Source organism: Candidatus Arthromitus sp. SFB-mouse-Japan (genome assembly GCF_000270205.1).
GTDB lineage: Bacteria > Bacillota > Clostridia > Clostridiales > Clostridiaceae > Dwaynesavagella.
Genome location: NC_015913.1, coordinates 853,162 through 873,104 on the forward strand (window position 1 = coordinate 853,162; position 19,943 = coordinate 873,104).

The 19,943-nt window shown below is 26.8% G+C and carries 13 protein-coding genes; 2 read left to right on the plus strand and 11 right to left on the minus strand.

Annotation, left to right across the window (positions count from 1 at the left end):
* Nucleotides 1-86: 86 nt before the first annotated feature.
* Nucleotides 87-1,616, minus strand: coding sequence for a response regulator transcription factor (locus SFBM_RS04145; protein ID WP_014017954.1), 1,530 nt, complete (start codon nucleotides 1,614-1,616; stop codon nucleotides 87-89).
* Nucleotides 1,617-1,623: 7 nt separating this feature from the next.
* On the minus strand, nucleotides 1,624-3,363 hold the full coding sequence (locus tag SFBM_RS04150; RefSeq protein WP_005806228.1) for a sensor histidine kinase: 1,740 nt from the start codon (nucleotides 3,361-3,363) through the stop codon (nucleotides 1,624-1,626).
* 168 nt (nucleotides 3,364-3,531) lie between these two features.
* On the opposite strand from SFBM_RS04150, the gene SFBM_RS04155 reads away from it, so the two are divergent.
* Both SFBM_RS04155 and SFBM_RS04160 read left to right on the plus strand, forming a co-directional pair.
* On the plus strand, nucleotides 3,532-4,215 hold the full coding sequence (locus SFBM_RS04155; protein WP_005806226.1) for a DUF624 domain-containing protein: 684 nt from the start codon (nucleotides 3,532-3,534) through the stop codon (nucleotides 4,213-4,215).
* A gap of 15 nt (nucleotides 4,216-4,230) precedes the next feature.
* The gene (locus SFBM_RS04160; RefSeq protein WP_005806224.1) at nucleotides 4,231-5,523 is read left to right on the plus strand and encodes a glycoside hydrolase family 125 protein; all 1,293 of its coding nucleotides are present in this window, start codon (nucleotides 4,231-4,233) and stop codon (nucleotides 5,521-5,523) included.
* A 20-nt stretch (nucleotides 5,524-5,543) separates the two neighbouring features.
* Here SFBM_RS04160 and SFBM_RS04165 read toward each other — a convergent pair whose 3' ends face one another.
* From SFBM_RS04165 to SFBM_RS04205, 9 genes are all read right to left on the minus strand, one after another.
* Nucleotides 5,544-7,784 (minus strand): glycoside hydrolase family 31 protein, encoded by a 2,241-nt coding sequence (locus SFBM_RS04165; RefSeq protein ID WP_005806222.1) that lies wholly within the window; start codon nucleotides 7,782-7,784, stop codon nucleotides 5,544-5,546.
* A 150-nt stretch (nucleotides 7,785-7,934) separates the two neighbouring features.
* Entirely contained in the window at nucleotides 7,935-8,513 is a 579-nt protein-coding gene (gene pdxT, locus SFBM_RS04170; protein WP_005806220.1) for a pyridoxal 5'-phosphate synthase glutaminase subunit PdxT, read from the minus strand.
* Between the two features lie 6 nt (nucleotides 8,514-8,519).
* Nucleotides 8,520-9,395 (minus strand): pyridoxal 5'-phosphate synthase lyase subunit PdxS, encoded by an 876-nt coding sequence (gene pdxS, locus SFBM_RS04175; RefSeq protein WP_005806218.1) that lies wholly within the window; start codon nucleotides 9,393-9,395, stop codon nucleotides 8,520-8,522.
* Nucleotides 9,396-9,479: 84 nt separating this feature from the next.
* Nucleotides 9,480-12,602 (minus strand): type I restriction endonuclease subunit R, encoded by a 3,123-nt coding sequence (locus SFBM_RS04180; RefSeq protein WP_005806216.1) that lies wholly within the window; start codon nucleotides 12,600-12,602, stop codon nucleotides 9,480-9,482.
* A gap of 94 nt (nucleotides 12,603-12,696) precedes the next feature.
* Nucleotides 12,697-13,884 carry a restriction endonuclease subunit S gene (locus SFBM_RS04185; protein ID WP_005806214.1) on the minus strand — a complete coding sequence of 396 codons (1,188 nt, stop codon included), beginning with the start codon at nucleotides 13,882-13,884 and terminating at the stop codon, nucleotides 12,697-12,699.
* On the minus strand, nucleotides 13,877-15,451 hold the full coding sequence (locus SFBM_RS04190) for a type I restriction-modification system subunit M (RefSeq protein ID WP_005806212.1): 1,575 nt from the start codon (nucleotides 15,449-15,451) through the stop codon (nucleotides 13,877-13,879). The genes SFBM_RS04185 and SFBM_RS04190 overlap by 8 nt, the downstream gene beginning before the upstream one ends.
* Nucleotides 15,452-15,554: 103 nt before the next feature.
* A complete protein-coding gene (locus tag SFBM_RS04195) occupies nucleotides 15,555-17,777 on the minus strand; it encodes an AAA family ATPase (protein ID WP_007440453.1) in 2,223 nt (740 codons plus the stop codon).
* 202 nt (nucleotides 17,778-17,979) lie between these two features.
* A complete protein-coding gene (locus tag SFBM_RS04200) occupies nucleotides 17,980-19,041 on the minus strand; it encodes an HpaII family restriction endonuclease (RefSeq protein ID WP_014017955.1) in 1,062 nt (353 codons plus the stop codon).
* The gene (locus SFBM_RS04205; protein ID WP_005806206.1) at nucleotides 19,035-19,928 is read right to left on the minus strand and encodes a DNA cytosine methyltransferase; all 894 of its coding nucleotides are present in this window, start codon (nucleotides 19,926-19,928) and stop codon (nucleotides 19,035-19,037) included. Before SFBM_RS04205 ends, SFBM_RS04200 begins: the two co-directional genes overlap by 7 nt.
* Between the last annotated feature and the right edge of the window lie 15 nt (nucleotides 19,929-19,943).

Sequence of the window (19,943 nt, forward strand, 5' to 3'; positions counted from 1 at the left end):
GTTTAAAAATTTTAGATTTAGTGAACAAATTAAGGATTTCAAAAAAGTATTTATACTTATCTGTAGTAAATATAAATACTTTGATTTTAATATTTTTTCATATTTCTTAAAGTTGATGGACATACACCAAAATATTTTTTAAATTTCCTATAAAAATAACTCGTATCTATATAACCTACAGATCTTGCAATATCGTTAATCCTCATATTTGTATTCAATATAAGATCCTTTGCTTTAGTATTTTTAATCTTGTTTAAATACTCAGAAAATGAAACACCAACTTCTTTAGTAAATATTTGTCCTAAATAAGAACTATTTATGTTGTATTTTTGTGCAAGTGTTTTTAAACTTAATTCTTTATGATAATTTTTATTTATTAGATTGATAACTTGTCTAATTACAGGACTATAACAAACATCAGTATTATTCATAAGTTCAATTATTTCTCTAAGCTCGCTTGTAATAAATGTTTTAACATTTTCTCTAGTATTTTCACTACAAAGTTCTAATATCATATTGCCTAAACTATCATCTTCATATTTATCACTTGACTTTTTTAATTTGAATTCTTCAAGTATGTTGTGTATTAAAAATATTATTTTTATACAAAGATCGTAAATATTCTTAGGACTCAGCTGATTGTTGTCAAAAATATTTTCAATATAATTTTCAAGCTCGTAGAGTTTTTTCTCTATTATCAACTTGTTTATATTTTCAAGTTCTTTTGAAAATGTTAAATTGTTATCATTAATATAATTCAAAGAGTATCTATCAAGACAAATGTTACTTCCCTCTGTAAGCATATATTTATTCAAAGCTTTTGCTATATCATAAGTGAATTCGATTTTATCGACACTATCTGTTAAATCTCCAATTGATATAAAAACTTTCTGGTTTAATTTTTCAATTATATTATTTTTAACTTCTTCATAGTAATTCTTTATTTCTAAATACTCAGTATGTTTATTCCAAGAATTTATTATAATTATTTGACCGTCATATCTATGTAAAATTTCATATCCTTCTTTAAAAATTCCTTTAAATATATTTTCTATATATAGGGTTAGATCTTTTTTACCCTTATTTATAAATGTTATGATTGCAACAGTGTAATTTTTATGTTTAAGAGAAAAATCTAAATGATTCTCAATTTTTACTAATTCTTCCTTAGATGCATTTCCGTTTATATATTGAAATAAAATTCTATTTTTAGTTAATATCTTATTCTCTATGTTCTTATTGTTATTTATCTCCATCACTATTTTATTTAAAGTTAATTTAAGTTCATCCTCATCTATGGGTTTTAAAATATAATTATCAGCACCATATTTTATGGCTTCTTTTGCATAGGAAAATTCATCATATCCACTTATAATAATAAATCTAGTTTTATCGTTGATAGATTTAATCCTTTTTAATAATTCAAGTCCGTTTAACTTAGGCATATTTATATCACTAATAATAATATCAACTGGATCTTCCGTAAATTTCTCAATTGCATCTTTCCCATTGCTCGATGTTTTAGTAACTTTTAGATCGAGTTCCTCCCAGTCTAATATATTTAATAGACCTTCGATTATTAATTTTTCATCATCAACTAACATAACTTTATTCATGATAAACCTACACACCTTTACATGGTATTTTTATAATAACAATATTTTCACCTTCATCATTAGTCATTAAGGATATACCATACCCTTTACCATATTCTAATAAAATTCTCTTATGTACGTTAATTATTCCCATAGAATTATTATTGCTATATATGTCATTTTGAATTTTATGATTTATTAAGTTCCGTTTTTCCTCATCAATACCTATTCCATTATCTATTATTTTAATAAGTATAACATCAGAATTTATAGAAGAGATAAGTATCTTTAAAATATTATCGCTATTCTCAAAATTTATCCCGTGAATAAAATAATTTTCAATTAATGGTTGCAGTGTAAATTTTGGTATCCCTTTGTCTTTAAGTGAATCATCACATTCTATATAAAAATCAAATAAATCATTGTACCTAAATTTAAATAACTCAACATATTTAGTGCAATATTTAAGCTCTGTATTTATCGTTATGATATTTTTATCTTTTAACTGATTTCTAAATAACACAGATAATATATAAAGCATCTTTCCAACTTCTTTATCGCCATTACATATTGCCTTCATCCTTATGGACTCAAGTGTATTATACAAAAAGTGAGGATTTATTTGATTTTGTAAAGATATCATTTCTGCTTTTTTAAGCTCTAATTCCGCTCTATATCTCTTATCTATATGGGTGTTTAAATCTTTACACATTTTATTAAAATTATCTGCTATATAATTTATTTCATCTAAATCTGAAGTCAAAGGTATTTCAATGTCTAAATTTCCGTGCCTAACTTTATCCATAGCATTTAAAATTTCGTTTGTCCTATTACCTAGATTTTTAATTTTAAAGAAAGCTATTAATTGAGATAAGAATATGAGAGATAATGCTATAAAAATTATCAAAGCTATACTACCATATAGATTTTCTATATTTTTAGATTCCATCATCGATATAACTGTAAGTCCATCTTTATTCAAATACGTTTTAATATAGTAAAGTGTATTTAGCATTATTTTTTTGTCATCATCATGATGAATCACATCTTCATAATACATATAAGGCTCATATCCTAATTTTTCATCCGAATCATATACGACATAACCTATATTATTTAAAATTAAAACATTAGACTTTTGATCATACTTTTCTAACACTTTCTTCAGGTATTCCAAATTATAAGTTAGAATCATTAATCCTTTGGTTTCTAAATTAATTGGATCATTGATTTCTTTTAAAAGACTTATACTATTTTTATCTGTTAGTATATTTAGCAATCCTACATCACTATAAAAATCCTCTTTATTAACCTTTGTTACATTTATTTGATTTGATCGATTGAATACACTTTTGGTATTCATATTAAAACTCACAAATCCAATTTCTTTTAAATTCTCATTTGACATAAATGAGCTTCTCACAAATTTTTCAATCCCTATATGATAAGATGAATTACTCAATGACAGCTTGTCTAACTTTTGAGTTAAATAGTTTATTGTGTCAGCATTTAGAAATTTAATTATATCCTCCACAACAAAATCATCAGTATAAATATCATTAACAATTCTTAACGAATGATTATAAATATACTCAAGTTCATTATCAACATCATTTAAAATTTTCTCATTAATATACAATTGAGATTCTTTAACATTTGAAATTAAATATCTCATTAAGTAAATATCTAAAGTTAACATTAAAAAAATGACTGTGATTGTATTTATCCAAAAAATTTTTTTGTAAACTTTGGATTTATTTTCAACCATATTTTATCTCCTAAAATTAACTCATGTTTAATTACACGAATGTGGGATAAATTAATTTTTTATGGAATTATTATATAATTTTAATTAAATTATACAGTAATGTTTGAATTTGTAAACCTTTTAAATTATATTAGTATTAGATTAGTAGAAAATTTTTGGAGGTGGTGTATGCTAAACGAAATCTTTAATTTTGAAAAATTGTTTGATACTTTCAACTATGTATTTTGGTTTTTCATACTAAATCTTCTCTTCTGGATATTTAATATCCCAATTATTTTATTTTTCATGTTTATAGGAATTAGTAGAATAACTACATATTTCCCTCTATTTTTAGTTTGTTTATTACCGACTGCACCAATATTTACAGTGTTATTATACTGTGTGAACAAGCTTTACAAAAATAAGAATATATCTATACTATCTGACTTTATACGAGGATTTAAATTAAACTTTATACAAGCATTGGTTGTGTGGATAATTGAATTGATAATTTTATTTATCATTTATTCAAATATTAAATTTTTTACACTAATATTCGACAGCTTAGTACTAAATGGATTATTTATAGGAATTTTAATTTTACTTGGAATTATTACACCATTTTTATTTTTAATTATCAGTAGATTCTCTATGAAAAATCTAGATGTATTAAAACTTGGTTTTACTTTGGCATTTACAAGACCTATTTTAACTATAACAAATACACTTTTAATACTTGTATTTTTAATTTTATTTGAACTTAATAGTGCAATTTTATTGTTTGTTTCATCTATATTTGCGTTTTGCTTGGTGTTTATTAATAGAACAGTATTTAGTGAACTTGAAGAAATTTCAAGGAGAAATAATAAATAGGAAAGGATATTTATTATGAATAAATGTACGTATAAAAATTTAGATGTATTTAAAGATATTATTAAAAAAATAGCAGTTGATCTATCTAACTCCATTAATGATGAGAAGCTAAAAAAAATGTTTTGTAATTGCTTTATAAATACTCTTGAAACCACGATGAGTTTTGAAAAAGACGATACATTTGTAATAACTGGAGATATTCCAGCAATGTGGTTACGAGATTCAACTTCTCAGGTTGAACATTATATACCCTTTATAAAGCAATATCCAGAGCTAAAAGATATGTTTATCGGTCTAATTAATAGACAAGTTAAATGTATTTTAATTGACCCTTATGCTAATGCATTTAATAAAGAACCGAATGGTAATAAATGGGATAATGATATTACGGAGGATAATCCTTGGGTATGGGAGAGAAAGTATGAAATAGATTCACTTTGTTTTCCTATAAGATTAATATATAAATATTGGAAAGAGTCATCGGATTCTAGCTTTTTTAACGATGATATTTTAAAAGTTTTTAAGACAATTATTGGAATTTGGAAAACCGAACAATACCATTTTGAGGAATCAAAATATAAATTTCAGAGATTAAATTGTTCTGAAAGTGATACTTTATCCCACAATGGTATGGGAAATCCTGTAACTTACACTGGCATGACTTGGTCAGGATTTAGGCCTAGTGATGATTCTTGTGAATATGGATATCTTGTTCCTTCCAATATGTTTTGTGTCGTCGTGTTATCATATATATCAGAGATAGCTAATGAAATTTATAACGATAGCGATTTAAGTAAAAATGCACTTAATCTTAGGGATGAAATTGAGAATGGAATAAATAAGTTTGCTATTATTAACCATAAAATTTATGGAAAAATATATGCATATGAAGTTGATGGATTTGGAAATTATAACCTAATGGACGATGCAAACGTTCCAAGTTTACTCTCTATACCATACATTGAATATAGAAATTTTGATGACAAGATTTATCAAAATACTAGAAAATTTATTTTAAGTAATAATAATCCTTATTATTATGAAGGATCTTTCACATCAGGAATTGGAAGTCCTCATACACCAGAAAATTATATATGGCATATAGCTTTATGTATGCAAGGAATTACAACTAAAGATAAAAATGAAGTTAAAGAATTACTAAATACAATTATCAGATGTGATGGTGATACTAATTATATGCATGAAGGATTTAACAAGGATAATCCCAAAGAATTTACTCGTGATTGGTTTGCTTGGGCTAATTCACTTTTTGCAGACTTTATATATAAAAAATTAATAAAAGAGTAGTCGTAAATGACTACTCTTTTTTATATAAAAACATATTTTGATTGTTCCTCATAATCAAGTCCCTTATTTAAAAAATGTTCAATAACTTCTTTCATATTTACCTTAATTACTTTAAAATTATATTTTCCATTTCTATATTCATTTGTTATTCCATCATCATAATAATAAGTCCCTTCTGCAACATTTCCATAAACATTAAAAGTTACAGTATTTGGTCTGTTTTTAGTATTTAAATACTTTTCTTCATAAGTTGGTATTATACTTCCCTCTCTAATAAAAATAATGACTGTATTTAAATCACATTTTAATCTGTATCTCTGCCCACCATTATAAATTTTATTAGTCATAAAATCATACCATTTACCCTTCGGAAGATAAACAGTTTTATATATTTCACTCTTGTGCAATACAGGAGCAATTAATATAGAATTTCCAATCATAAATTCTTCTTTCATATTAATAACATTTATATCATTTTGATATTCCATGATTAGAGGCCTAAACATAGGAAGACCATATTTATGAGATTCATAAAAACATGTATAGATATAAGGTATTAATCTGTATCTAAGTTCTATAGCATTCCTTGCTATTTTCTCAGCTCTAAAACCAAAAGACCATGGCTCCTGCCTTCTTGTATATTTATTTGAATGATTCCTAAAAATAGGAAGAAATGTTCCAACTTGCATCCACCTTATAAATAATTCCTCATCACAATCTAGCGAAAATCCCCCAACGTCATTCCCAACAAAAGAAAAACCACTAATTCCTAAGTTACAATTCATAGATATGGACATCCGAAGTTGACTCCATAAACTCATATTATCTCCAGTCCAAACTGATGTATATCTTTGACCACCAGAATATATGGCTCTACTCATAGAAAAACTTCTTAAATTTGGATTTAATTCTTCTTGTGCTTCATAGGAACATCTGCTCATTTCAAATCCATATCTATTATGAAACTCCTTATGCTCTAAAACACCATAATCACTATTATGTATACAATTTTCAGGTATAGTTTTAAAATCATTATTAAATACACATGGTTCATTCATATCATTCCAAATTCCATCTATATTATAGTCAGATATAAATTTTTTGAGTTCACTCTTCCACCATTCCCTCGATTGTTTATTTGAAAAATCAGGAAAGGAACTATCATTAGGCCATACAGCTCCAATATATACAGTGCCATCAGGATTCTTTACAAAATGATCACCTTCTATACCATTTTTATAAATATTATAATTTTCATCAACTTTTACTCCAGGATCTAATATTGTTATAGTTCTAATTCCTTTATCTTTTAAAGTTTTTATAAGTGATTTAGCATCTTCAAACTCTGGAACTTTAAAAGTCATAACTCTAAAACCATCCATATAATCTATATCAAAGTAGATTACATCAATCGGAATTTCCTTATCTTTAAATGTATTTACTACATTAAGAATTTCTTTACTATTCATATAACTAAATCTATTTTGTTGATATCCGAGACTCCATAATGGTGGCATATCCATTTTACCTGTAAGATTTGCATATTCACAAATAACTTTTTTTATATTTTTACCTAATATGAAGTTGTATTGTATATGACCACCTATAGCTCCAAAAAATATTCTATCTTCATAACTTTTACCCATATCAAAAAAACTTCTAAAGCTGTTATCAAAAAATATTCCATAAGTTTTTTGATCGTTCAATGCAACATAAAAAGGTATTGTTTTATAATAAACCAATGATTCATCATCTGTCTCTGGATCATCAATATTAAAATTTTCTATATAATAACCCTTTTTATTTAAATCTCCACCTTTTTCTCCAAATCCATAGTAAGCATAACAGTCATCAATTTTTGAAATATAAACACATCCATCTTCATCTTTAAATGATGGTTCAAAATCTTCGCATAAAATTTTGCCAGAAATATCTTTAAACATAACTCTTGAGTCAATTTTGTTAATGCACGTTATTATTTTATCTCCAGATATAACTATTTCATCTTCTATATTATGGATTGTAAGAGTTATGTCTTCACTTTTTAATACAGTTGAATTTGTATTTGATTTTTCATCGCAAATACCAGCAATAAATATAGATACAATATTTTGATTAATGTATTCCACACAAACTTTTCTAGAATTATAAATTATAGTTGTTACGTTACCTTTTGAAATAAATTTTTCATAAATAAGAGAGTTGCCTTTATATGATTTGAATTTTTGATTTAAATGCTCTCTATACTTTAATTGTTCCATTTTGGTTATCTCCTAAATTTTTCTCTAGTCTAACACAAATATTTAAATATGTTTTTATCTTGATGTAACAATGTTGAATTTAACCACATAAAGTATAATTTTTTCATATAAAAAAAGCACATGGCTTATAAAATATAGCCAAATGCCTTTTTATTCAGATTTGAATTTATAACATTTATCTAAAAAATACTTATGTATCCTATTATCTTTTGTTAATTCTGGATGAAAAGATAATGCAATTTGATTTCCATACTCAACGCCAACAATCTTATTATCAACTTTACTTAAAATTTTAGCTTTAGGATCTACATAAGATATATAAGGTGCTCGTATGAATCTCATTGGAAAAATTCCAATACCTTTAACTTCATGCTCTATGGCAAAACTTCCAATTTGTCTTCCATATGCATTCCTCTTTATTGTCATCGGAATAGTACCAAAACATATATCATTCTGATCTTCAATTCTTTCTGCAAGAAGTATAGCTCCAGCACAAGTTCCCATAACAGGAAATCCTATTAATATTCTTTCTCTAATATCATCAAATATATCAAGCTCGTATAAAAGTTTTCTCATCACCGTGCTTTCACCGCCTGGTAATATTATCCCATCAATTTCATTATTCATATGAGATTTTTGTCTTATCTCAAAACATTCTATTCCAAGATTATTAAGTACATTTTCATGTTCAATAAAAGCCCCTTGTACAGATAAAACTCCTATTTTCATATACGATTATCTACCTCTCTCAGACATAAGAAGTTCAATTTCATTTGGATTGATTCCAACCATAGCTTCTCCAAGATTTTCTGACAACTTAGCAATTATTTTGCTATCATTATAATTTGCGACAGCTTGGACAATTGCTGTGGCTCTCTTTACAGGATCTCCAGATTTAAAAATTCCTGATCCTACAAAAACTCCTTCTGCTCCAAGTTGCATCATAAGTGCTGCATCCGCAGGTGTAGCAACTCCACCAGCCGCAAAATTAACTACAGGTAATTTTCCATTTTCATGAACATAGCATAAAAGATCATAAGGAACTTGAAGTTCTTTAGATTTATTATAAAGTTCGTCTTTTCTCATAGATAAAATTTGAGATATTTCACTATTCATTTTTCTTATATGTCGTACTGCTTGTACAATATCTCCTGTGCCAGGCTCGCCTTTTGTTCTTATCATACTAGCCCCTTCATTGATTCTTCTCAAAGCCTCGCCCAAATCTTTTGCACCACAAACAAAAGGAACACTAAATTCTCTTTTATCAATATGGAACACATCATCAGCTGGTGACAAAACTTCACTTTCATCAATATAATCAATCTCTATTGCTTCTAATATTTGTGCTTCTACAAAATGACCAATACGACACTTTGCCATAACAGGAATAGAAACAGCCTCTTGAATACCTTTTATCATTTTTGGATCACTCATACGAGATACTCCTCCAGCCGCACGAATATCAGCAGGTATACGTTCTAAAGCCATAACAGCACAAGCTCCTGATGCTTCAGCGATTTTTGCCTGTTCAGGTGTCGTAACATCCATAATAACTCCACCTTTTAACATTTGCGCTAACTCTTTATTTAACTCATAACGGTTATTATCCATTTTTACATGTCCTTTCTTTTAATATTAAATTTGAATATAATTATATCACTCCATGCTATTAAGAAGAACATACAAAAATGTATCCTAAGTTAAAATTACTTCTTTAATATTTTTTTCAATATCTTCTTTGTGAATTATTCCAGAATATTTATTGAAAAACTCCCTAATTTCCTCAACCAATTGTTGTTTTTTATAATATCTGCTTTCATTTTTATCTCCAAAACGAGAAACTGGTTTCATAATTTCATTAATTTCTGTGCCTATTGATTTAACCTCAGCATCTCTGAACATATTTTTAATGTATTTCCTAAACAAATCTTCATTTAATCTTTGTTCATTTATAAGTCTTTTAATGTCTTTTTCCATTTCTTCTGAAACAAATTCTTTCCAATCATTAATTACTTCATCTTCAACATTAACTTTATTAATGAAATCAGTAATAAGTTTCTTCTTGCTTTTTAACATAAATTTATCAATAAGATCTTTTTTATTCCTCAAATCTGGACTTGATTTTACAGCTTTATCTATTGCAACAAAAATTTCCTCATCTTTATTATTTGATTCGTGATATTTTATAAGTAAATTTAAAATATAATCGATATTAACTTCAATTTGTTTTACAAGTTCCATTTCAAAAATAATGTCATCATTAATATTTTCTTTATCATTATTTTCAACATTTCTTACTTTTTCATATAAATCATTGTACTTACCTGTGAAATCTTGAAATTCAATTTCTGTTAAAATTTCATTTCCTTCAAAATCATCAAAACTTGACAATATATTTCTAAGTTTTAAAATTTCACCGAACAAATATATGAATTCTTTTTCTGCATTCTCTCCAATAATTTGGTCAGAAAAATTATTAACTAATTCTTCAATCATTTCCCCGTAACCCCTATGATAATTCCCATTCTCATCTTCATATCCGTAATAATAATCCTCATAAGTTTTCAAAATTACAGTTTCTCTTATACTATTTCTTTCACTATCATTACCAAAAATAATAAGTGCATCATCTGTTTCCTTTATTAGATCCCTGAAACAAACAATATTACCGAATTTCTTTACTGAATCTAATATCCTATTTGTCCTACTAAAGGCTTGAATAAGTCCATGGGCCCTTAAATTTTTATCAACCCATAAAGTATTTAAAGTTGTAGCATCGAAACCAGTCAAAAACATATTTACAACAATAAGTAAATCAAGTTTTCTATTTTTCATTTTACGAGAAACGTCTTTATAGAAATTTGGGAATTTTTCGCTTGAGGTATCATATGATGTACCAAATTCTTTATTGTAATCTTTTATTGCCATTTCCAAAAAATCTCTTGAAGAATCTGAAAGTCCATCTGTATCATCAGAATTTTCATCATCCATAAATTCAGCGTTACTTTCTTCATTAACTCCATAGCTATAAATTAGAGATATTTTTAATTTCTTACTTGGATCTTCTTCCATTTGCTTTTTGAATTCCAAATAATATTTTTTTGCTGCCTCAATACTTGAAACTGCAAAAATCGAATTAAATCCATTAAATCCATAACTTCTTTTTGTTTTTTGATTAAAATGCTCTAGAATATATTCAGTTACAGATGAAATTCTCTGAGGTGCAAGCAAAGCCTTTTCATAATCTATAGCACTAACTTTCTTGTCTGATATATTTTCTTTTATTTTCATCGTATTTATATAATCAATTTTAAAAGGAAGTACATTTCCATCATTTATGGCATTTACAATTGTATAAGTATGAAGTCTATCTCCAAAAACATCTTGAGTTGTCTGCAAATCTTTAAATTTTCCATTAACAGAATTTTCTTCAAAAATTGGTGTTCCTGTAAATCCAAAAATAAAGTAATTCTTAAACTTCTTTGTAATAGCTCTGTGCATATTTCCAAATTGGTTTCTGTGGCACTCATCAAAAATCATTACAATATTTTTGTTATAAATTGGATGATTTTCATTTTTTGAAATGAACCTATCTAATTTTTGAATTGTTGTAATTATAATTTTGTATTCATGGAAATTACCATTTTCATCTTTGTTCTCTAATTGTCTTTGTAGAGTTTTAGTGTTTTTACTTCCATTTGCCGAACCTTTTTCATAACGTTCATACGCTTCGATTGTTTGATAATCCAAATCCTTTCTATCAACAACAAATAAAACCTTGTCTATATACTCAAGTCTTGATGAAAGCTGAGAAGTTTTAAAAGATGTTAGAGTTTTTCCACTACCTGTGGTATGCCAAATATAACCCCCTGCTTTTATAGTTCCCATTTTTTTATAATTTTTAGAAATTTGTATTCGTTTTAATATTTCTTCTGTAGCCATAATTTGATAAGGTCGCATGACAACTAGTTTATTTTCAGATGTAAATACACAATACTTAGTTAAGATATTTAAAAGTGTGTGTTTTGCAAAAAATGTTCTAGCAAAATCAACAAGATCTGGAATTATTTTATTTTTACTATCTGCCCAAAAGCTAGTAAACTCGAAGGAATTACTAGTTTTATTCTTTTTGTTGGCTTTTTCCCTATCCTTAATTGCAGATTCACGAGTTGTGTTTGAGTAATATTTCGTATTTGTACCGTTTGAGATAACAAAAATTTGTATATATTCATACAAACCGTCTCCAGCCCAAAAACTATCTCTTTGATATCTTTCAATCTGATTGAAAGCCTCTTTTAAAGCAACCCCTCTTCGCTTAAGTTCAACATGAACAATAGGAATTCCATTAATAAGTATCGTTACATCATATCTATTTTTATATTTTCCATCATCTGTTGAATATTGATTGATAACTTGAAGGAAATTATTATGTATATCTTTTTTGTCAATCAACAAAATATTTTTACTTGATCCATCATCTCTTTTTAAAATTTGAACAAAATCCTCTTGTATTTTTCTTGACTTTTGTACAATTCCCTCATTTTTATTAGCGATACAATCTTTATAAAAATTTTTCCACTCATTATTTGAAAATTTGATATTGTTTAATTTTTCGAGTTGGAATCTTAAATTCGAAATCATTTCTTCAGAAGAATTAATATCTTTTGCATATTGATATCCTTGAGAAGATAAAATTTCTATAAATTCCTTCTCCAAAGATGCTTCACTTTGGTAAGCTCCAGATCGTTTTTTTTGAGATGTATATTCAGTTACAAGCGTACTTTCATCTGTAGAAACTATAATATTATAATTGCTCATCAAACCATCCCCTATAAAAATTATTTATTTCCTAAAATATCTTCAAAAAAACCAAAAAATTATCTATATAATAATCGTAATATTTTTATAAACTTCAATCTTTATGCTCTGAAATATTTTTAAAAGTCAAAAGTTTGTCCCTGTAATACTCATATTGTTTCTTCCTCGCATCAATTTCTGCCGGAAGTCCTTCGGATATATCATTACATAATTTATCAAATTTATCGAGAATTGAGACTATTCTTTCCTGTTCTGGAAGTGAAGGAACACATACAGGAAATTCAATAATCACATTTTGATTAAGATGTTTTATTGTTCCACCAGTTAACCTACTTCGTGCAAAATTCATCAATTTGGGTGATCTTAAATAATAAAACAAATATTTACTTAGAACAACACTTTCATCATTGCATCTTACAACAAATATACCACTATTTAATGTTGATGGTTTTATAAGCTTATTAATATATGCAATTTTTCCTAGCGTACCATCCTTAGTTACTAAAATATCTTTTTCCTTAATCTGAATATTTTTATCTTGTAAATACCTTTCTTCTGATACAAAATAACATTTAGAAAAATCAACGCTACCATTTACAAAATTCACACCTGTTATTAGTTGATATTTTCCGTCTATTAAATACTCTTCCTTTGTTAAACCTTGCCAACCTATTCTAGCCTTTATTGTTGCAATATCCTTCAATTTTACTCTTTCAATATCATCACCAAAAGTAAGCAAACTATCTCTATAGAATTCATATTGTTTCCTTCTTGCTGTAAGCTCTGCTGTAAGCTCTGCTGTAAGCTCTGTAAACAAATCTAAAATATGTACAATCTCTTCTTGTATTTCTAATGGTAGGATTGGGATTTTAATATTACTTATATCTCTTCCATAAACATGAGCAACACCAGCTCCTTTTTTAAGTGAATAAATTAAATCCTGTTTATTTTTTAAAAAATAATATGTGTACTTTACACTTAATATGGAATAATCTCTTATATCCACAGTAAAAGAATCCGCACAAAATATTGGTTTGTCCCAATAACTTACAAATCCCGCATAAGCACCTGAACCAGCTACTGTTATACAATTACCATTCCTATTTGAAACATTGTGATAAAATGCTGGTTTTTGTCCTCCAGATATTACTGGTACCTCACCCCCAACTGCATTTGTTGATTTTATAGACTGCCCTCTCTTAAAACCACAAAGTTCTCCCAATTCTTTCCACTCAACACCATCAGGACAAAGTTTTTCTATTAACTCATCAAGTCTACTCACTCTTGTCCCCCTCAATTTCTGCGATAATCTTATCTATCTCTTTCCTCAAAACTTCCTCTCGTGCAACAATCTCTTTAATCTCTTCGTTTAATTTTACAATATCAATTTTCTCTCTCGTATCTTCCTGCTCAACATAAGTGGACACAGAAAGATTATATTTTTCATTCCTTATTTCCTCAAGGCTTACGAGTTTCGCAAAATATTCAATATCTTTTCTTTCAGCATAAGCCTTAACAATATTCTCTATATTTTCTTTGCTGAGTTTATTGTTATTAGTAGCTTTTTCAAATTCCTTAGATGCATCAATAAACAATACATTCTTATCTTCCTTACTTTTTTTGATAACCATTATGCAAGTTGCAATACTTGTTCCAAAAAATAAATTACTTGGGAGCTGAATAATAGTATCAATAAAATTTCCTTCAACTAAATATTCTCTAATCTTTTGCTCCGCTCCCCCTCTATACATAATTCCAGGGAAACATATAATCGCCCCAACCCCATTAGGTGCAAGCCATGAAAGTGCGTGCATAATAAAAGCAAGATCAGCTTTAGATTTTGGAGCCAAAACTCCTGCAGGGGCAAACCTTTCATCGTTAATTAATACGGGATTATTATCCCCTTCCCATTTTATTGAATAAGGAGGATTGGAAACTATTGCTTCAAAAGGTTCTTCATCAAAATGTTTTGGATTAATAAGTGTATCCTCACATTCAATTTTAAATTTTTCATAACCGATATCATGTAAAAACATATTAATTCTACAAAGATTGTAAGTTGTTATATTAATTTCTTGTCCAAAATATCCACGTCTAACTCCATCTTTACCAAGAATTTTAGCAGCTTTTAATAAAAGCGAACCACTCCCACAACACATATAATAAATTTTATTGACCTCCTTCTTACCATGAACAACAATTCGTGTAAGAAGTTCAGAAACCTCTTGAGGAGTAAAAAACTCTCCCCCACTTTTTCCAGCATTAGAAGCATACATACTCATCAAAAACTCGTAAGCATCACCAAAAGCATCAATAGTATTTTTTCTATAATCTCCAAGATTCATATTCCCAATACCATCTAAAAGTTTAACAAGTTTTTCATTTCTCTTAGCAACAGTTGAACCAAGCTTATTGCTATTCACATCAAAATCATCAAATAATCCTTTGAGATCTCCTTCACTTTCATGACCCTTAGCCGAATCTTCAATATTTCTAAAAACTTTTTCTAAAGTTTCATTTAAATTTTCATCATCTTTTGCCCTAGCTCGAACATTTTCAAAAAGTTCTGAAGGAGGGATAAAGAACCCTTTATCATTAATCATTTCTTCTCTAATTCCTTCAGCCATTTCATCACTAATTTTTGCATAATCAAAATCAGTACTGCCTGCTTCAATCTCATTTCTATTAATATCATTTTTAAAATTCTCAGATATGTAACGATAAAACATTGTACCTAAAACATAAATTTTAAAGTCCCATCCATCAACACTTCCTCTTAACTCATCAGCTATACTCCATATTGCCCTGTGTAATTCATCTCTCTCTTGTTCCTTTTTATTATCCGCCATTTTATCAACTCCATTTACATTTCAAATTCAAAACCATTATAATATACCATTGATTTTTATTGTAGGTATAAAAACAAAAAAAGACAATTAAAACTAATTGTCTTTAAGGATGTATCTTATATTTTTTAGAATATTCTTTGAAATGTTTTTCACCATGATTTTTTTCTAAACATGACTTAAAATCATTAATTAGTTCGATCTTAGATATTCCACTTAAATCATGTTCAAAATCATCAATTGAATGAGAGTTAACATCACATGCTTTTTTGAAAAATGGACTATTTTCATAAAAACCACCTTGATCTAAACAATTAAATTTAATATATGTTTCTAAAATTCTCCTCATAGGATTATATAATATATCTGATGATGCGTTATTATTATAAAGATTTCCCAATTCTTTCCAAAGCAAATCATAACTTGTTGTAAAATCATCTTCTCTTTTCTTTACATATTCAATATTAGTTTTCTTACCATCCGATATTAATTTAATAAATTTACTAATTTTATTATCATTTATATATTCTAATTTATCATCTTCATACTTTCTATCATGTTTAACATTTAAATAGAAATGGCAATTATGAGTTAGAATAATTAATTTTTTATCATCTTCTCTTTCAATCTTTCTCATAATTCTTTGCAAATCATTAATTATCAAATACTGTTTAGTATCATCATTAGAACTCATAGGGTCATCAAATACCATAACCCTAATACTCCCAGGTACTTCTCTTTCAATATCCTTAAATTGCTCAATGAAATATAAAAATGCAATTATATTTTTTTCGCCAGTAGATAATTCCTTAACACTACGATACTTAGATGATCTTAAACATTTCACCCTATAAAAGGCCCTCTCTTTCTGTTCATTCTCATTATAAAGAGAAAGTTCAAATGATACAAATGTTCTTAATTTCTTATTTATATTATTAACTGCCTTTTCTACATTTTTCATTCTATTTTTTAAATTTATAATATCTTTTTTAAAATTATCTATTTCCCCCATAAGTTTTTTACGTGCTTCTTCTTTATTAAAATAATCTTCTTCTACATTTTTTTTATGATATTCTAAATTATTCATTTTTTCAATTTCAACACCATATTTAAAACCATCAAGATATTTTTTGATTTCATTATATCTTATTTTTTCTCTTGCTTCTTTTTTTATTTTTAATAAATCATTTGAATTATGTTCTCTAACTAACTTATTATATTCTGCAATATAATCCGATAATTTTTTATCTTCATTTAATAATTCAGGTAAATCCAATTCAATTTCATCAAAAAGTTCACTTCTCTTTTTTTTCAATTTCTGAATATATTTTTCTAACAAGTTAATATAATATAATTTCTTTTCATTTATTTTCTTATCTATTTCTTGGACTCTTTTATTTTTATCGGTATATAAATTATTTAAATCAATATTAATTGATTCTAGTATTTTTTTATATCCTTCTAATTCCTTACATTTATCCTCTATCTTATTTTCAAATTGTTTTATTTCTGTTCCAGAAAAATAATTTTCCAATTCATTTAATATATCCGCTGTTATTATACTTCCACAAAATCCACATTTTTCACCGACCTTATGGATGTCAAGTCCATACTTAGCAAAATTAGACTTCTTAGGATCGTTATTTAATTTACTAATAATTTTTTGGGGTTTGACTCTATCTTTTAAAATTTGCTCTACCTCATTTGATATCTGAATAATATTTATAGGTGTTTCGTATATCTCATTAAGATTTTTTTTCTCTAATTTTAAAATATTATTAAACTTATCAATTTCATATTCAGATAATAGACAATTATTTCCCATATTTTTAATATCATTTTTTATATCATTAATATCATATTTATTTCCTTCATGTATTTTATAGCTGCAACCTTTTATTTCACTTGCAAAACGTTTTAAAGCATTATCTATATATATTTTTTGTTTTTTAAATTCAGCTATCCTTTCTTCTTTCATACTAAATAAATTTTTCTCATTATTTAAAGGATTGTTTATCTTTTTATTAATTTCTTCAATCTTTTTTTGATTTTCTAGAATTAATGACTCTTTTTTTTCAATTTCTTTATTTATTTTAGAATTTTCATTACTTAGGGTAATACAATTTAAATTTTCATTTTTACCTATTAAAATATCAAATCCCTGAAAAATGCGAATATCATATTTTTCATTATTTTCGTATTGTTTTTGTAATAAATTTGTAATGGTTGATTTTCCTGTTCCATTTTTACCATATACAAAATTTACTTTCTTATCAAATTCAATTACATTTTCATTAAATAGATCTTCATTGCTTAAATCTATTTTCATATTAACTACACCCCCTATTTTTGATAATATTTAATTATCTATAAAATTTCTCAATTAAAATTATACAACATCACCTTATAACATGAATTTTGTAAATGCATATGTTTATATGTACTTATTTCTTTATTTTCTTTAAATAAATCAATAGATTTCATAATATAATTTAAATACTTCTCGTAAATATCTAAAGATATCCATTTTATTATTTTGATCTTATCTGTAGATTCAATGTAAAGAAAAAATCACCGCTATCCTCGAAAATCTCAAGCATATGATATCTAGATGTACTCGGCGAATCGAATTTAGATTTATAATATAAATAATTTTCTAATATTTCATTATGATAAATTTTATCCAATAAAACAACTTCTCCTGAGTTTTTAGTCACCATAATTCCACCATTAACTGAATATTTTCCATCCCATTCTTCGGAAGGGAAAAATCCAAAACATATTCCATATAAAAAATCTATTAACTTTTTTCTTAGAAAAACTTCGTCATTTCCATGATTCGACTTTAAAAACGCTTTTTGTAAATCCTTTTCATTTTCAACATAAGAATAAAGCAATGCATTGGCTAATAATTTATCCATCGATGAATCTATTAACCTAATATTCCTTTCCAAAGTATTACTAACGATTTTATAAAATTCAATTTTACCTTCAAGTTCTTTGATCTTATAAATCCTATCTAACAATTTCTTTTTTGTTTTTATACGATTAACTTCTTGCATTTTATCTTTATCAAAACCTTGAACTTTATGCATGAAATTCGTATGCTTACTTGCATTCAATAATGTTGCAGGACTTCCAAATTGAGATTTGAGACTATATGTAATATTAACATCCTTACAAATTTTGTTATCCTTTACATTTGCACCAAGATCTGCTTTACTTTTAGCTTTACCTTTAATGCTATATCCATCTGTAAAATTTTCAATAAATTCATTTAGTGAGGGAAGCTTTATTGAACCTCCGTTCAACGGTTTCTTATTAATAAGTGTTTTTAATAAGAATTCTTTCGCTTTTATTACAGCATCCAAAGATACCACACCAATCTTTTGTGTATTTTTAAATATAATAATTTCATCATCAACTTTTTGATATGTTAAAGATGTTTCTCCTTGAGTAACTAACTTATTTATGAAAAAAATTGCAGAATCTATTACACATAAATCTGAATCCACTATACTAATATTGTTATTTTCCAATAAATATAATAATGCGTAAAATTCATTCCATTCACCTTTATTTAATCCTAACATTGTTCATTCTCCTCCAAAACTTCTATCATTTTTTCTGCACACGCTTGAATCACAGGTATTGCAACTGAATTTCCTAATTGTTTCATTGCAATCGAATCACTAATAGGAAATTCAAATTCATCGGGAAATCCTTGCATTCTTTTCCCCTCTTTTGGTTTCAAACGTCTTACTTTACCATCAACTAGATATCCATCCCAATTTCTTCTATCATCAATCGGTGAACCTTTACCGCCTACCCTTAGCGTATAACCTATTTTTTTATTCACTTCTGCACCATCAAACACATCACTCATGGTCATAGTTAATGGTATAGCTTCTGGAAATTCAAATGTATCTTTAATATCACTACGCATACAAATTATATAAATTCTTGGACGATGCTGTGGTAATCCAAAATCGCTAGCTTTAATTATTTTATAGTTTACAGTATAACACAATTCACGTAAGGTATTTTCAATGACATTAAACGTTCTTCCATTATCATGTTTTAACAAACCTCTAACGTTTTCTAAGAAAACTGCTTTTGGTTTTTTAGCCCGAATAATATCCGCAACATTAAAAAATAAAGTTCCTCTTATATCTTCAAATCCTAATTTATATCCAGCTTGAGAAAAAGGTTGGCAAGGAAAACCTGCACAAAGTACATCATGATTAGGTATTAAATTAACATCTACCTTTGTTATATCTTCAGCAAATAATTTTAAATCGCTATCATTTTTTTTAAAAATACTGGGAGATATTCTATCAAAGTTTTTTCTATAAGTCTTTCTACAATTAGAATCCCATTCTGATGCGAATACACATTTTCCGCCGATATTATGCATAGCAATATGAAAACCACCTATTCCAGCAAATAAATCTATAAATGTAAATCTATTATTTCCCATATTAAAACTCTCCTT

Excerpts from the sequence above, each read along its gene's own strand:
- SFBM_RS04160 (WP_005806224.1), top strand. The coding sequence starts at position 4,231 with ATGAATAAATGTACGTATAAAAATTTAGATGTATTTAAAGATATTATT.
- SFBM_RS04165 (WP_005806222.1), bottom strand. The coding sequence starts at position 7,784 with ATGGAACAATTAAAGTATAGAGAGCATTTAAATCAAAAATTCAAATCA.
- SFBM_RS04200 (WP_014017955.1), bottom strand. The coding sequence starts at position 19,041 with ATGTTAGGATTAAATAAAGGTGAATGGAATGAATTTTACGCATTATTA.
- SFBM_RS04205 (WP_005806206.1), bottom strand. The coding sequence starts at position 19,928 with ATGGGAAATAATAGATTTACATTTATAGATTTATTTGCTGGAATAGGT.
- SFBM_RS04155 (WP_005806226.1), top strand. The coding sequence starts at position 3,532 with ATGCTAAACGAAATCTTTAATTTTGAAAAATTGTTTGATACTTTCAAC.
- SFBM_RS04180 (WP_005806216.1), bottom strand. The coding sequence starts at position 12,602 with ATGAGCAATTATAATATTATAGTTTCTACAGATGAAAGTACGCTTGTA.
- SFBM_RS04145 (WP_014017954.1), bottom strand. The coding sequence starts at position 1,616 with ATGAATAAAGTTATGTTAGTTGATGATGAAAAATTAATAATCGAAGGT.
- SFBM_RS04190 (WP_005806212.1), bottom strand. The coding sequence starts at position 15,451 with ATGGCGGATAATAAAAAGGAACAAGAGAGAGATGAATTACACAGGGCA.
- SFBM_RS04195 (WP_007440453.1), bottom strand. The coding sequence starts at position 17,777 with ATGAAAATAGATTTAAGCAATGAAGATCTATTTAATGAAAATGTAATT.
- SFBM_RS04150 (WP_005806228.1), bottom strand. The coding sequence starts at position 3,363 with ATGGTTGAAAATAAATCCAAAGTTTACAAAAAAATTTTTTGGATAAAT.
- pdxS (WP_005806218.1), bottom strand. The coding sequence starts at position 9,395 with ATGGATAATAACCGTTATGAGTTAAATAAAGAGTTAGCGCAAATGTTA.
- pdxT (WP_005806220.1), bottom strand. The coding sequence starts at position 8,513 with ATGAAAATAGGAGTTTTATCTGTACAAGGGGCTTTTATTGAACATGAA.